General features: G+C 72.6%; 10 protein-coding genes. 7 read left to right on the top strand and 3 right to left on the bottom strand.

The window, feature by feature from the left end; all coding sequences use genetic code 11:
* Positions 1 to 42: 42 nt before the first annotated feature.
* Positions 43 to 987, bottom strand: coding sequence for an NAD-dependent epimerase/dehydratase family protein (locus tag BXA11_RS22555; RefSeq protein ID WP_076437564.1), 945 nt, complete (start codon positions 985 to 987; stop codon positions 43 to 45).
* Entirely contained in the window at positions 984 to 2126 is a 1143-nt protein-coding gene (locus BXA11_RS22550) for a glycosyltransferase (protein ID WP_239104989.1), read from the bottom strand. Before BXA11_RS22550 ends, BXA11_RS22555 begins: the two co-directional genes overlap by 4 nt.
* A 448-nt stretch (positions 2127 to 2574) precedes the next feature.
* On the opposite strand from BXA11_RS22550, the gene BXA11_RS42305 reads away from it, so the two are divergent.
* From BXA11_RS42305 to BXA11_RS22515, 7 genes are all read left to right on the top strand, one after another.
* The gene (locus BXA11_RS42305) at positions 2575 to 4758 is read left to right on the top strand and encodes a hypothetical protein (RefSeq protein WP_143734447.1); all 2184 of its coding nucleotides are present in this window, start codon (positions 2575 to 2577) and stop codon (positions 4756 to 4758) included.
* Positions 4759 to 4891: 133 nt separating this feature from the next.
* On the top strand, positions 4892 to 5623 hold the full coding sequence (locus BXA11_RS42300; RefSeq protein ID WP_076437560.1) for a class I SAM-dependent methyltransferase: 732 nt from the start codon (positions 4892 to 4894) through the stop codon (positions 5621 to 5623).
* A 37-nt stretch (positions 5624 to 5660) separates the two neighbouring features.
* Positions 5661 to 6764: a glycosyltransferase gene (locus BXA11_RS22535; RefSeq protein WP_159454827.1), complete on the top strand. Its 1104-nt coding sequence runs from the start codon at positions 5661 to 5663 to the stop codon at positions 6762 to 6764.
* 6 nt (positions 6765 to 6770) lie between these two features.
* Positions 6771 to 8033: a hypothetical protein gene (locus BXA11_RS22530; protein ID WP_076437555.1), complete on the top strand. Its 1263-nt coding sequence runs from the start codon at positions 6771 to 6773 to the stop codon at positions 8031 to 8033.
* 10 nt (positions 8034 to 8043) lie between these two features.
* Entirely contained in the window at positions 8044 to 9186 is a 1143-nt protein-coding gene (locus BXA11_RS22525) for a glycosyltransferase (RefSeq protein ID WP_076437553.1), read from the top strand.
* 5 nt (positions 9187 to 9191) lie between these two features.
* Entirely contained in the window at positions 9192 to 10511 is a 1320-nt protein-coding gene (locus BXA11_RS22520) for a lipopolysaccharide biosynthesis protein (protein ID WP_143734446.1), read from the top strand.
* On the top strand, positions 10508 to 11635 hold the full coding sequence (locus BXA11_RS22515; protein ID WP_076437548.1) for a glycosyltransferase family 4 protein: 1128 nt from the start codon (positions 10508 to 10510) through the stop codon (positions 11633 to 11635). Before BXA11_RS22520 ends, BXA11_RS22515 begins: the two co-directional genes overlap by 4 nt.
* Before the next feature lie 18 nt (positions 11636 to 11653).
* Here BXA11_RS22515 and BXA11_RS22510 read toward each other — a convergent pair whose 3' ends face one another.
* Positions 11654 to 15103 carry a DUF4082 domain-containing protein gene (locus BXA11_RS22510; RefSeq protein WP_076437546.1) on the bottom strand — a complete coding sequence of 1150 codons (3450 nt, stop codon included), beginning with the start codon at positions 15101 to 15103 and terminating at the stop codon, positions 11654 to 11656.
* Positions 15104 to 15157: the final 54 nt, after the last annotated feature.

Here is a 15157-nt window from a genome sequence, read left to right as displayed (position 1 = left end):
TTGACAGGATCGCAATAGGACTTCGTGCGCAAAGGTGATATGTCAGGCGCCCCGGAGGCCGGTCGTCTTCTCGAACCAGGTCACGGTGAGGCGCAGGCCCTCCTCCAGCGGCACCGGCCGGACGCCGGGGAACCGGTCGAGCAGCAGGCGGGCCGACGCCTGCGACTCGCGGATGTCGCCCGCGCGGGGCGGCAGGAACTCCGCCTCGACCGGCCGGCCGAGCACGGCGGCCAGGGCGTCCTTGAGGTCGAGCAGGGACACGCGGGTGCCGAACGCCAGGTTGAGAGGCGTGTCCCCGGTGACCCCGCGGACGGCGGCGTCGGCGATGACGTCCACCACCGAGCCCACGTAGGTGAAGTCACGCGCCTGCCGCCCGTCGCCGTGGATCGGGACCGGCCGCCCCGCCAGCGCGGCGCTGACGAACGCCGGGATCACCGCGGCGTACGCGTGCCCGGCCGGCTGTAGCGGGCCGTACACGTTGAAGAAGCGGAACGGCAGCACCGGCAGGCCGTAGCTGGCGGCGTACGCCAGCGCGTACGCCTCGGTGGCCAGCTTGCTCGCGCCGTACGGGCTCAGCGGCCGGGTCGGCAGGTCCTCGTGCTTGCACGTCTCGTCGCTGTCGCCGTACACCGAGGAGGACGATGCCAGGATGACGTGCGGGCGGGTGGCCCGGCACGCCTCCAGGACGTGCAGCGTCCCCGTCGCGTTGACGGCGTGTGAGGCGAGCGGGTCCTTCACCGACCGGGGCACCGAGGGCCGCGCGGCGAGGTGGATCACGTGTGTCGCGCCGGGCACGAGCTCGGCCAGCAGGTCGCGGTCGAGGATGCTGCCGACCACGAGGTCGGCCCCGACGTCGGAAAGGTTGGCCGCGGTCCCGCTGCTCAGGTCGTCCAGAACGGTGACGCTCTCGACCTCGGGCCGGGTGGTCAGCGTCCGGCAGAGGTTGGCGCCGATGAACCCGGCGCCTCCGGTCACGAGGACTCTCATGCGATGCTCCTTGGGAACGACGGGCTGGACGCGGCGTACAGCGACCGGTAGAGCTCCTCGGTGTCGGCCACCAGGCGCTCGACCGCGAAGGAATCCGTCGTCCAGCGGCGGGCGGACTCGCCCATGCGGCAGGCGAGCACCGGGTCGGTCAGCAGCCGGAAGACGTGCCCGGCCAGCTCACCCGCATCCGGGGCGGCCAGCAGGCCGGTGACCCCGTGCCGGACGACCTCCTCGACGCTGCCCACGCGGGTGGCGACGACGGGAGTGCCCGCCATGCCGGCCTCGATCAACGTCAGCGGCGTGCCCTCGTTGTCCGAGGTGAGCAGCACGACGTCGGCCGCCGCGTAGACGGCCTCGACGTCCGCCCGCCACCCCAGCAGGTGGAAGGCGCCCGGCGCGGCGGCCGCGGCCCGCTCCACCTCGTCCGTGAGCTCACCGCCGCCGCACACGACGAACCGGCAGGCGGGCAGGCGGGAGAGCACGGCCCGCGCCACCGCGAGGAACCGGTCGGGCCGCTTCACCCCCGTCAGCCGGCCGACGAAGGCGACGACCGGCGCGTCCGGGGGAAGGCCCAGCTCCGCGCGGGCGGCCTCACGGCCGGGCACCCGGCCCAGCCGTACGCCCGGCGGGATCACGACGTACTGCCCGGGACGGCCGATCCCGGCCGCGAGCAGGTCGTCGCGCACGTTGGCGCCCACCGTCACCAGCCGGTCGGTCATGGCGGCCAGCCGCCGCTCCGCCCACACGTAGACGCGGCGCTTGGCCGGCGAGAAGTAACCGTCCAGCAGATGGCCGTGGAAGACGTGCACCCGAGCAGAACCGACCCGGGCGAGGTGGGCGGCCACCCGGCCGAGCGCGCCCGCCTTGGCCGTACGGGTGTGCACGATGTGCGGCCGGAAGGCGCGCATCTCGGCGGCCAGTCGCAGCAGCGCGCGGCAGTCGTCGCCCGGCCGGATCGAGCGGCCGAGGCCGGGGACGCGGTGCACCCGGGCCGCCGCCTCCCTGAGGCGGTCGCCCTCGGTCTCCTCGACCTGCCCGGTGTAGAGGCGGTGATCGAACTCCTCGGTGTTCAGCCGTTCGCACAGCCCCAGGATCTGGGTCGCCGGGCCGCCGATGTTCATGCGCGCGATGATTTCCATGACCCGAATTCGGCCGTCTGGTCTCACCACGGGCTCTTCGGTGATGAGCCTGTTCACGTCGGAGAAGCTAGCCCGCGATTTGAGCTTTTCGCCGACACCGTCACGGCGGCGGCGAAGCCTTTCCGCATTCCCTACCGAGGCATGATTCAGGCCGATCGGCGCGGGCCGGACGGAAAGGTAAAGCAATGGCGGGAAGCGGAATGCCGCCGATCGCGCGGTCTCCACGGCCTTTCCGCCTGGGGAGGGGCGTTCCCCGCGGACAAAGGAGTGGCAATGACTCCGCCGGGGGCAGGCGTCGTGCCCCGGGCGGACCTTCGGCGGTCGCGAGGCTTGCCGCATGGCCGAAACAGCACTCACCCCACAGCGATCGGTCGAGGGGCGCAGTCCTCACGGCCGGCCCGGCCGATCCGCCCCGGCTCTTCTCCTGAGATGGCTGCCGGCGGTGTCGGTGACCGCGTTCACCGCGGGCGTGGCGTTGTTCTACGGAGTCTCCGTCAGGGATCTCGGCCTCTTCGCGGTATACCTCGCCGTCTGCGTGGCGCTGCCGGGGACGCTTCTGGTGCGGGCCCTCTACCGGGGCCGCCGCACGCTGGCCGAGGAGATCGCGCTGGGCGTGGCGCTGGGCTATGCCGTCGAGGTCGTCGTCTACGCCGCCGCCCGGGCCGCCGGGGCGCCGCTGCTCGTGCTGGCGTGGCCGGTCGCCACGTTCGCGGCCGTCGCCGTGATCCCCCGGCTGCGCGGAAGCGGATCGAGGGCGCTCCGCACGCCGGCGCCGGTGTGGTGGTCGTGGGCGCTGGCGCTGACCGTCGCGAGCCTGGTCGCCTGGAGCGCGGTGACCTTCTTCCGGCACACCGCCCTGACCTGGCCGGGGATGGCCTCGGTCAACGTCGACCTGCCGTACCACCTGGCGCTCATCGGGGAGCTGAAACATCACGTGCCGCCCGCGACCCCGATGGTCGCGGGGGAGCCGCTGCTCTACCACTGGTTCGTGTACGCGCACTACGCGGCGGCGAGCTGGATCACCGGCGTCGAGCCGCTGGTGCTGCTGTTCCGGCTCGGCATGCTGCCCGTGCTGGCCGCGCTCGTCGTCCTGCTGGGGATGGTCGCCAGGCGCGGCGCGGGCTCGCGTGCAGGCGCGCTGGCCGCCGTCGCGGGCACGTTCTACGTCGTGGCGCCGAGCCTGTACCTCGGCCCGAGCACGGGAGTGTTCACCTGGAAGGCCGAGTCGTGGACGAGCCCGTCCCAGACGTTCGGGGCGCTGCTGTTCGCGCCCGTCGTCCTGCTCGTGGCCGACCTCCTGGAAGGCCGCGGCGGTGCGGGCCGATGGACCATGCTCGGCGTCCTCCTCGTCGGGGTGATGGGCGCCAAGGCCACCCAGTTGCCGCTGCTCGCCGCCGGCCTGGCGACGGCCGGCGCGGTCGGGGCGGTGAGGCGCCGCCGGGTCTCCCCGGCGCTGCTCGTCGTGGCGGCGATGACCGGGGTGTGCCTGCTCTTCGCGCAGTTCGTGCTGTTCGGCGGCGCGCGCAACGGAATAGTCCTGGATCCCCTCTCGCTGGTACGCGTCACCTGGGGCGAGCTGACCGGCCGGGGCGACGCGCGTCCGGGGACCGCCTCGCTGCTCGGGGTCGCCGCCCTGTACGCGGTGTGCTGGGCGCTGATCTGGTTCGGCGTCCTCGGGCTGTTCGCGGGCCGGCCGGGGACGCGGACGCCGCCGGGGGTGCTCCTCATGCTCGGCATGGGCGGATCCGGCCTCGGCGCGGTGCTCCTGCTCGGGCACTGTCAGATGAGCCAGATCTACTTCCTGGCCGGGTCCTATCCCTACCTGATGGTCGTCGCGGCACGCGGGCTGTCCGCGGCCCGGGCCCGGGCACGCCTGCCGTACCGCACCGCGGGTGTGGCGGTCGCGGCCGGGGTGCTGATCGAGGTCCTGGTGCGGTGGCTGTGCGGCGTCCGGGTTCCCCTGGAGCCCGGGCGGCCCGAGGCGCTCCTCTACCTGCCCTACGGCGTGCTGGCCCTGGTCGTGGCCCTGGTCGTCGGCGTCCTGGCGCTCAGGGGATGGCGGGGCGTGCGCCTGTGGGCGTGCACGGTGTTCCTCGTCGGCGCCCTCGGCCTGCCCGCCGCGTGGGTCACCAGGGCGCTCCCGAACGGCGGCGCCGTTCCAGGCGGCGCGGGGGAGGACGCTGCCGAGGCCGGGGTGTCCGGGGCGACGGTCCCGGAGGGGACGGTGGCGGCGGCCAGGTGGCTGCGGGCCCATTCGAGCCCCGACGACCTCGTCGCGACCGACGCCCACTGCCGATGGGGCCATGAGAGCCCGTGCGACAGCCGGCATTTCTGGCTGGCGGCGCTGGCCGAACGGCGCGTGCTGGTCGAGGGCTGGACGTACACCTCGGCGAACATGGCGCGCTGGCGCCCCGGTGTGCGGGTGCAGGACATCCCGTTCCGGGACCAGCGGCTGCTGCGGGACAACGACGCCGCGGTCCGCGACCCCGCCTCTCCGGCGGGCCGGCTGCTGCGCGACAGGTACGGCGTGCGGTGGCTGGTGTCCGAGCGGCGGCCGGGGGATCCGGGGGCGCCGGCCGGCGCGACGCCGGCGTACCGCTCCGGTGATTACGCGGTCTACCGGCTCCGGTGAATTTTTCTTCCGCTCCGTTTTCCGAGATATTCCGATGGCGCTCCCGATGACGAATGAACGGCGCTCGTATCCTTCGGTTATGAATATTCGCGTCGTCGCCAGGAATGCCGCCCGTCCCGCTTATCTCCCCGTGATGACGCGGAAAATCTGGTCGCGGCTGAGCCATGGGCACGACCGGGAGCGGAACGCCGCCCGTGCCTGGGCGGCGAAACACGCGCAGGACATGGACACGTGGGGGAACGCCGTCGACCCGGTCCTGTGGCGGGAGGGCAAGGAGTTCGCCGAGTCCCTCGCGGACCTCGCCCGGCCGCGTATGGAGGCGCTCGCCGCCGCGGGGGTGGACCTGGGCGGGGCCGGCGGCCTGGAACTGCTTTATCTGCTGACCAGGGTCGTCAGGCCCGCGCTCGCCCTGGAGACGGGAGTGGCGGCCGGTTGGTCCACCGCGGCGATGCTCGCCGCGATGCGGGTCAACGGGACCGGACGGTTGATGTCCAGCGATTTCCCGTTCTTCCGGATCGCCAATCCGGAGCGCTATATCGGATATGTCGTGCCGAACGACCTGAAAGGCCGGTGGTCGCTGCGGATAAAGGGCGACCGCCGCAATCTCGAGGAATTCCTGTCCCCGGACACGATGGTCGACCTCGTCCACTACGACTCGGACAAGACCAGAGACGGGCGGGAGTTCTTCCTCCGGCGGGTGCGGCCCCATCTGACCGGCAGGCACGTCATGGTCGTGGACGACATCCAGGACAACCTGGTCTTCCGGGAGTACGCGGAGCGGCAGCCGCTCTTCCGCGTCTTCGCCTACGAGGGCAAGTACATCGGCGTCACGGGCTCGGGGCTGCGGGCCGTCGAGCGCCGCTAGCACCCCGATGGAACGCCTTTCGAGGGGATCGAGCGCGATGCGCGGTGTCCATGTCTGTGAAGTGATCAAGACGCTCGACGTCGGCGGGGCCGAGGTGCTCCTCGTCGAACGGCTGCTGGCCACGTCGCGTCCGGCGAACCGCTACACGGTGGTGTGCCTGAGCGCGTCCACCGGCGAACTGACCGGGCGGCTCAGGTCGGCGGGGATCGAGGTCGTCGACCTCACCGCCTGCCCGCGGCCGCTGCGGCTCGCGCGCCTGCTCCGCGAGGTCAGGCGCCTGCGGCCGGACGTCGTCAACCTGCATTCGCCGCTGCCCGGGGCGCTGCTGCGGCCGGTCTCCCGGCTGTGGCGGCCCCGGCCGGTCCTGGTCTCGACGGTGCACAACGTGCGCTACCGGCCGGTGACCATGCTGCTCGACCGGCTGACCGGGTGGCTGGACAGCCGGACCGTGGCGGTCTCGCCCCAGGTCGCCCGGGCGCGCACCGGCAGGCGCGGGCGCGCCCCGGACACCTGCGTGCACGGGGTGCGCGTGGCGGAGCAGCGGCACCGGGCCACGCTGGCCGCGGGCACCCGGCGGGAGTGGGGCGTCCCCGACGACGCCTTCCTCATCGTGAACGTCGCGAACTTCCGGCCGCAGAAGAACCACGGGCTGCTGATCGACGCCGCCGCCAGGGTCGTGGCGGCCGATCCGCGCGCCGTGTTCCTGCTCGCCGGGTCCGGCCCGGAACTGGAGCCGACAGGCCGTCGCATCGCCGCGCTCGGACTCGACGACGCCGTCCGGATCGCCGGCCACGTGCCCGACGCGGGAGAGCTGATCGCCGCCGCCGACCTGCTCGTCCTCAGCTCCTCCTGGGAGGGGCTGCCGGTCGTCGTCATGGAGGCGCTGGCAGCCGGGGTTCCCGTGGTCTCCACGGCGGTCGGGGGTGTGCCCGACCTGATCGAGACGGGACGCAACGGCATCCTCACCCCGCCGGGGAGCGCGGACGCGCTCGCCGAGGGCATCCTGCAGGCGATGCGTCCCGGCACGCTGGCCAGGCTCCGGGCGGGAGCGGGGGAGAGCGCCGACCTGGTGGACATCGGGCGGGCCGCGGAGTGGTTCGAAGCGCTGTACGCCGAGGCGTGCGCCGGAAACTCCAGGTGATCCCAGGTGGAGTACATCGTCGTCATCGTCGTCGCGGTGCTGCTGGTCGTGATGGCGCACACGACTCTGGCCCCGCCGGTGGCGCGGCGCGCACTGCCCGTGCTGCTGGCCGCCTTCGCGCTCCGGCTGGTCGTCCACGTCCTCATCCTGCGGTCCAACAGCCTCGGGTACGGCGGTGACAACCTCTCGTACGAGGCCAGGGCGCTCGGGATCGTCGAGCTGTGGCGGCACAGTGGAGTGCACTTCGTCACGTCCGACGAGCTCGGCTCCGTCTACGGGGTGGCGGTGCCGTGTCACGTCTTCGCCCTCGTCATGTACCTGTGCGGGGGGCCGGCCCCGCTCGCCTGCACCGCCGTGGTGGCACTGATCGCCTGCGCCGTGTGCGTCGTCCTCTACCGGTTCGCCCGGGTCGTCGGCGCCGACGAGCGTGCGGCGTTCCGGCTGCTGGTCATCACGGCGTTCCTGCCCGGCTTCCTGCTGCACACCTCCGACACCTTCAAGGACGGCTTCAACGCGTTCCTCGTGGTGGCCTGCCTGGGCCTCGGCGCGTCGAACATGCAACGCTTCGACCCGCGCAAGGTGATCGCCCTGCTGCCCCTGCTGTGGGCGCTGTGGAACGTGCGGCCGTACATGGTGTTCATGTGCGCCCTGCCGCTGCTGGTCGGCGTCGCCCGGATCAGGCGCGCGCTGTCCGGCCGCGGGCTGGTCGCCTTCGCCGTGCTGCTGATCCCTGTCCTCCTGCTCCTGCAGGGCGTCGACCGGGGCGTCGACCCGGGTGCCGACCAGAGCGGGCCGTTCGGCGCGGTGCAGGAACAACTCGACCGCGGGCAGTCGGAGCACACCCGGCTCGCGAACGCGGAGGGCGGCTCGGGCGTCGTCTTCGACGACGAGGGCAGCGCCTGGAACGCCCTGGGACCGAAGCTCGTCTACACGCTGCTGTCCCCCTTCCCGTGGATGAGCGGGAGCCTGGCGCTCCAGCTAGGGAAGGTAGACACGCTCCTGTGGTACTGGCTGCTGTGCTGCGCCGTGCTCGGGGCGCGCCGGCTCTGGCGGCACGACCGGCGGATGCTCCTGATCATCCTGCTGTTCGTCATCCCCGGCTCCGTCGCGTACGCCACGACCATGTCGAACATCGGCCTCATCTTCCGGCAGCGCATGCCGATCGTGATGATCGCGAGCCTGCTGGCCGCGGTCGCGTGGACCAGGACGCCGCAGGACGGCAGGTCCGCCGACCCCGACCCCGCCGACTCACTCGTACACAGAACCTGAGGTCCCTCGTATGGCAATCGCGGACGAAGGCACGGATGAGTGCAAGGTGCGGCGCGTCGTGCTCCTCATCGGGCATCTGGGCCTCGGGGGCGCGCAGCGGCAACTGTGCCTGCTCGCCGAGCGGCTGCGCGACCGGGGCGTCGAGGTCCACGTGTTCGTCCTGTCCAGGGGCGGCCCGCACGAGGACGACCTGCGCGCGGCCGGGATCCCGGTGCACCGGCTCGGCTTCTCCCGGGGCGTCGTGTCGCCGGCGCGCAACCTGCGGGCGTTCGCCCGGCTGGTGCGGCTGCTGCGCCGCCTGCGGCCCGAGATCGTGCACGGCTTCCTCTACGAGAGCTACCTGCTGGGCACGCCCGCCGCGCGGCTGGCCGGGGTCCCGGTGGTCGTCACCGCCCGGCGCACGCAGGGCTACCTGAGGCCGAAGGCGCCCTGGACGGCGGCGTTCGAGCACCTGGTGAACCTGATGACCGACCACGTCGTGGCCAACTCGGTGGCCATCGCGCAGGGCACGCGCGAGGTCGAGGGCGTGCCCGCCGGCAAGGTGAGCGTGATCTACAACGGGCTCGCGCCGTCGGCCTTCGACCGGGCCGAGCCCGAGCCGGTCGGCAGCGCGCTGCCGGTGGTCGCGTGCGTGGCCAGGCTGAGCGACAACAAGGGGCAGCGGTTCCTCGTCGAGGCGGCGGCGCTGCTCGCCCGGCGGCGCCGGCCCTGCACGTTCGTGCTCGTCGGGGACGGGCCCGAGCGCGGAAGGCTGGAGCGGCAGGCCGAGGAGGCCGGGGTCGACGTGCGGTTCCTCGGCTTCCGCCAGGAGAACGCGGGACTGCTGGCCCGCGCCGACGTGGTGGCGCTCCCGTCGACGGAGGAGGGCCTGAGCAACGCGGTCATGGAGGCGATGGCGGCGGGCCGCCCGGTCGTGGCCACGGCCGTGGGCGGCACGCCGGAACTCCTGGAGGACCGTGGCGTCCTGGTGCCCCCCGCGGCGCCGGAGGCGCTGGCCGACGGCATCGCCCGGCTGCTCGACGACCGAGCGCTCGCCGCGTCGATGGGCGCGGCCGCGCGGGCGTGGGCGTGGAAGAACCTCGACATGGAGGCCGTCACCGAGGAGCACCTCGGCATGTACCAGCGGCTGCTCGCGGCTCGCCGCGGGAGGTAGACCGGATGAGGACGGGCGTCAGGACTCTCCTGCAGACCATGGCCAGCCAGGCGATCCCGCTGGTCCTGGCCGCGGTGGCGGGCGTGTTCCTCGCCCGCTGCCTGCAGCCGGAGGGGCGCGGAGTCTACGCGACGATCACCACCACGGCCGGGATCGCGACCGTGCTGGGCCACCTGTCGGTCGGAAGGTCGCAGATCGCGCTGTGGCCGGTCCTGGAGCGCCACCGGCCCCTGGTCGGCAACGCCGCGGTCCTCGGGCTGCTCCTCGGCGCCGCCTCCGCCCTGCTGACGCTGGGTGCGGTGAGCGCCCTGGCCCTGACCGCCGCCACCCACCTGGTGGTCGTGGCGCTGCTCGCCGTTCCGTTCGGCGTCGCGGCGGTCAACCTCAGGGGGATCGCGCTGCTGGAGTCCCGGGTCGGGCTGGCCAACCGGTCGGTCGTGCTGTCCGCCGTGGTGCTGTACGTCCCGATCCTGCTGCTCGCCGTGGCCGGCGGACTCACGCTCACCGCGGTGGTCGCCTGCTGGGCCGTCTCCACGCTCATGCCGTTCGTGTTGTTCGCCCGTCCACTCGGGCTGCCCGTACGCGGGGAGGCGGCCCTCGCCCGCAGGCAACTCGCGCTGTCGGGCCGGTATCACCTCGGGGCGGTGGCGTTCCATCTCCTGCTGACCGTGGACGTCCTGCTGCTGACCGCCTGGGCGGCGCCGGCCGAGGTCGGCCTCTACACGGTGGCGACGTCGTTCCTGTCGCTGTCCAGGGTGCCCACCGACGCGCTGGCGCAGATCGTGCTGTCCCGCCAGGCGGTCAGGGACGAGTCCGACGCCCGCGCGGTCACGGCGCGCGCCATCCGGCTCAACCTGATGCTTGCGTCGGCCGCCGTCGGCGTGCTCGCGTGCGCCGCGCCGCTGCTGATCCCGAGACTGTACGGCGCGGCCTTCACGGGCAGCGTGCTCCCGCTGCTCGCGCTCGCGCCGGGGACCGTCGCGTGGTCCCTGCTGCGGCCGGTCGAGCAGTACCTGGTGCGGCTGGGCCGCCCGATGACGATGACCGGCGTCGCCGCCGGGGCCCTCGCCTCGAACGTCGCGCTGAACGCCGTGCTCATCCCGATGTGGGGACCGGCCGGGGCGGCGCTGGCCTCCACGGTGAGCTACGGGGCCATGGCCGTGGCGGAGGTCGGGTGGTTCGCCCGGGTGGCCGGGCTGGGCGCCCGTGACCTGCTGCCCGGCGCCCGCGACGTCCGATGGGCGGCCGCCGCTGTGTTGCGGGGGCGCAGCGCCCCGCACGCCTCGCGCGGGGCGGACAGATCGATCTCGGGGAGGATGACGTGAGGATTCTGCACATCGGATATCGGCTGCCCCCGGACCCCGGAGGAAAGGAGCGCTACATCGCGCGGCTGGCGCGCGAGCAGGTGCTGCGCGGGCACGAGGTGCTGGTCGCCCGGCGGCGCGGCGACGTCCCGCCGGGTGCGGAGGCCGTGACGCTGACGCCGACCCGCCTCGGCCGCGTCGCCGCCCGCAGGTCCGACCCGGTCGCGTTCGCCCTGGAGTGCGCGGCAGCGCTCCCCGGCCTGGGGACGGTGGACGTCGTCAACCTGCACGGCGACCACCGCGAGGCGCTCTTCCTGGGCCCGGCCGCCCGGCGGCTGCGCGTCCCGCTGCTGCTCACCGTTCACGGCGCGCTCGCGATGGGGCAGCGCGCGGTGATGCCGTGGGCCTTCCGCCACGTCGCCGGGTTCGTCGCCATCGGCGCCCGGCCGACGGCCGATCTGTGCAGGGCCGGTGTCCATGCCGAGGCGATCCGCACGATGTCGAGCGGCCTCGACCTGCCCCGCCTGGAGGCGATCGGGGCGCGGACGGTCGTGGAACCCGGACTGATCGTCAGCGTGGGCAGCCTCGTGCCGGTGAAGAACCACGCCCTGACGATCGAGGCGTTCCACCGGCTGCGGGCCGTACGCCCGGGGGTGCGCCTCGTCATCGCGGGGGAGGGACCGGAGCGGGCCCGGCTCGAACGGCTCGCCGGGGAGGGCGTGGAGTTCGCCGGGCAGCTGTCCGGCGACGACGTCCACGCGCTGGTCAGCCGGGCGGAGGTCTTCGTGCTCGCCTCGCGCAGGCTCACGTCCATCGGTGAGGGGATCCCGACGGCCGCCCTGGAGGCCCTCGCCCTGGGCACGGCGGTCGTCGTGTCCTCCGACGCCACCCTCGGCCCGGTGATAGCCGATCGGGACGCCTACCGGGTGTTCCGCAGCGGGTCGGCCGAGGACCTGGTGGCGCACCTGAAGTTGGTGCTCGACACCGCCGCCGCCCGCGTCCGGATGGTGGAGCGCGGTCGGCGGGCGGTCTCGGATCTCGACTGGCCGCGCACGGCCGCCGTCATCGACGACTGGTACGAGGCGGCCCGCGCCGGTGAACCGGCGCGCCGCTCCCGGCCCTGCCGCGAGACCGCGCGCGGCTGATCGCGCGCGGTCGGCCTCTCACGACCGGGAGCCCGGCCGCCCGTCGCCGGGATGCCGTGCAAGCCCGCCGCCGGGATGCCGCGCGTGCCCGCGGCCTCCCGGATGGAACGCCCCGGACCGCGGGGGCCGTGCCAGGTAGGAGAACCTTTCCAGCATCGGCGCCCTCGCGGCGTCGCGCTGCGCCCGGCCGGTCCCTCGGACGAGCGGGGCCGGCGCGTACGGCGCCGCGGGCCGTCGCCCCGGAAGCGAGTGCGGCACCGGGTTCCCGTACGCCCGGTCGGCTCCGTAGCGCAACGCCCGCCGGGCGGCCTGCGCAGCCTGCGCCTGGGCGGGGTCGAACAGCACGTCCACCCAGTAGTTGGAGGCGCGATAGGTGGCGGTCGGGAACGTGTTCGTCCCGGCGTAGGTGTAGACGCCGTTGCCGCCGGACGCGGCGTCGGCCAGAGCGGTGAGCGGGCCGCGGCTGTACTGCGTGGTGAAGTAGAACCGGTCCAGCGCGTAGAACCCGGTCGGCGTGAAGTACGACGCGATGTACGTGGTGCCCGGCGTGATGTTCACGGGTGTGGAGAAGAGCGCCTGCTGCCAGCCGGACGGCGTCTCGTTGGTGAACGTGACGTTCGCCAGCAACTGCCCGTCGGTCGTCCACAGGCTGCCGACGTGGACACCCGTGTTCTGGGTGCTCTTGTAGAACCGGATCCCCCGGATGGCGCCCGACACGGAGGACTGGAACTTGACCCCCAGCGTGACCGCCTTGTTGTCGGGCTGGGCGACGACGTCCGGTGTCGCCGACTCGTCCCACAGCGTGGTCGCCTGCGAGTAGACCACGTCGACCCAGGCGTTGCTGGCCCGGTAGGTGCTGGTCGGGAACGTGCTCGTCTTGCTGTAGGTGTAGAGCCCGTTGCCGCCGTCCGCGCCGTCCGCCAGTCCGGTGATGAGGCCGTTGGAGTACTGCGTGACGAAGTAGTCCCGGTTGACCGAGTAGAACCCGGTGTTGGTGTGGTAGGAGGCGACGTAAGTGACGTCGTTGTTCACCGGCACGGGGGTCGAGAAGTTCACCTGCTGCCAGCCGGTCGCCGTCTCACTCGTGAACGTCGCCTGGGCCAGCAACTGCCCGGTGTTGGTCCACAGGCTGCCGACGTGCGTCCCGGTGTTCAGCGGGCCCTTGTAGAACCGGATCCCGGAGATGTAGCCGGGGCTGCGGACCCGGAATCGCACACCGACCTCGATGGCCTTGTTGTCGTCCTTGGTGACGTTGGCGGGCACGGTGTCGGGCGACCAGATGGAGCACGGGCAGCCCGCGTTGACGGTGACGGGCCTGCTGGCCGGGGTCCGCTGGATGTTGCCGATGTCGTCGACGGCCCGGGACATGATCGTGACCGGGCCCTGGCCGCTCGTCGTCGTCCAGGCGTACGTCCAGGCCGTCCGGCCGGTCGCCCGCTGCCACGTGGTGCCGCCGTCGACCGACACCTCGACCCCCGCCACGACGCCGCCCCCGGTGTCGGCGGCGGTTCCGGCGACCGTCACGGTGGTGCCGCCGGGCACCGAGGCGCCGCTCGACGGGGTGGTGATCGTCGAGGTCGGGGGAGCGGTGTCGGTCGACGGCGTGGCCGGGACCAGACCTGCCTGCAGGGTGGCCGGCTGGGTCCGCATGTCGGCGAGGAGGTTGACGGTGGCCTGCTGCATCCGGATGTCCGTCGGCGTGCCCGGCCGGTCGTGGACCGCGTCCAGCCCCCACGACCACTGGATGGTCCCCGCGCCGAAGATGTACGCGCCGCTCGGGTCGCGGTAGAGGACGAGGCTGTGGGTGGCGATTCCGGCGCCGTACGTCGCGCCGAAGTCGAGCAGGAACTTGGTGGTGGTGGCCACGGTGGTCTTGGAGAACAGGACCAGCCCCGCCGGAGCGAAAGCGTTGTCCGGCGCCGCATCCCATTCGTAGCCCAGCGTCCCGTTCGGGAAGGTGGCGACCTGCCCGGGCTGCAGGTTCGCGATCGAGGTGTTGCGCCACAGGCGCATCGGGGCGTACTCCGCCGGAACGGTGATCGCGTTGTTGACGTTGCCGTTGATCATGAAGAGCGTCCCGGTCATGGCGTTCTCCGGATAGCCGCCGTTGGGCGGCTGGGCGAAACGCGGATCCCGCCAGGTCCCGGTCCAGGATTGACTCGGATCGATCTTCATGTTGGCGACGGTCTCCTTGTAGCAGACCATCGTCCGGTTCGGGGTCGCCGAGGGGTCGATGCTGCTCTCCCACCTCGTCTTCCAGAACATCTCGTTGCCGGTGAAGAAGGCGATGTTGACGCCCTTGTTCTTGGCGTTGATGACGTTGTCGCGCATCTCCTGCGACCAGTACTCGGCATGCCCGGAGGAGAAGAACACCTTGTGGTTCAGCAGCTGGGAGCCGCTGGTCACCATGTCGACGCTGCTGGTGTAGCTCACGTCGTAGCTGTTGGACTCCAGCCACCTGATCATGGGGTATTCGGCGTTGAAGAAATAGGTCTCCGGCCATCCGGCGCGGGTGATGACCGGACGGTTGTAGCTGACCTTGAAAGCGCGGCCCACGGGCAGGCCCTTGTACAGGCTGTTGCCGCCGTAGGTGTTGTACGCCTGCCAGGTCGCGTCGGAGGTCTGCACGAGGATGTCGGAATTACGTGCGTCGTTCCTGACGACGAAGATGTTCTGGCTGACTCCGCTGGTGCCGTCGGTGCGGGTGAAGTTCGCGAGGTAGACGCCGGAGACCGCGTCGGCCGGCACGGCCCAGGAGGCCGAGACACTCCAGTTGCCGCAGTCGACCAGGCCCGTCGTCGTGTTGCTCAGGCAGGCCGGCTGCGCCTGCGGCAGCGGGACCGAGGGGTTGACGGTGGCGATCTTCCGCGCCCCGAGACCGCTGTAGTAACCGACCCGGTAGATGTCGATCCGGTAGGAGGTGATCGAGGGGGCGTTCACCTTGAACTGCTGGGTCTGTCCCGCGTTGACGCTCATCTGGGTGGCGTAGCCGGTGATCGTCGGGCTGCCCGCGCCGGGCACGTCCCACTCGGAGGGCGGACTTCCCGGCAGGCTGTTCTCGACGCAGATGATCGATCCCGGCGGGCAGGTCTGACGGGACGCCCGGCCCCGTCCCCTCCGGAGGTGCCCCCAGCCGCCGAGGCGCGCGGCCTGCGCGTCCGTCGTGGGGCTCGCCTGGACCGCGTCGGCCGTCTGCACGGATCCGGGCGGCTCGGGCGCCGCGGGTCCGGCGGGGCCGCCGGGCGTGCCGGGTGCCGTGGGGGTCGCCGGGACTCGGGGGGCTTCGGGCGCGGGGGCGCCTGTGGAGGCACCGGGGGAAACCTTGGCGTTCGGCGTGGGCGTGCCCTGCGGCGAGCCGGAGGGGGGCGTGCCTACGATCTTCACGTCGCCCTGGCCCAGGTCTGTGGCGGAGTCTCCGGCGGAGACCGGAGCCCAGGCTGTGGCGAGCAGGACGGCCGCGGCCGTCATAACAGTGCCGAAGATACGCGCGGTGCGGGGAAATCCTGTTTTCCGGGCAGCGCC

This window comes from Microbispora rosea (assembly GCF_900156315.1).
In the GTDB taxonomy this organism is placed as follows: Bacteria; Actinomycetota; Actinomycetes; order Streptosporangiales; family Streptosporangiaceae; genus Microbispora; species Microbispora rosea.
The sequence above is the reverse complement of the archived record's forward strand: the minus strand, read 5'-3'. Positions and strand labels throughout refer to the sequence as shown.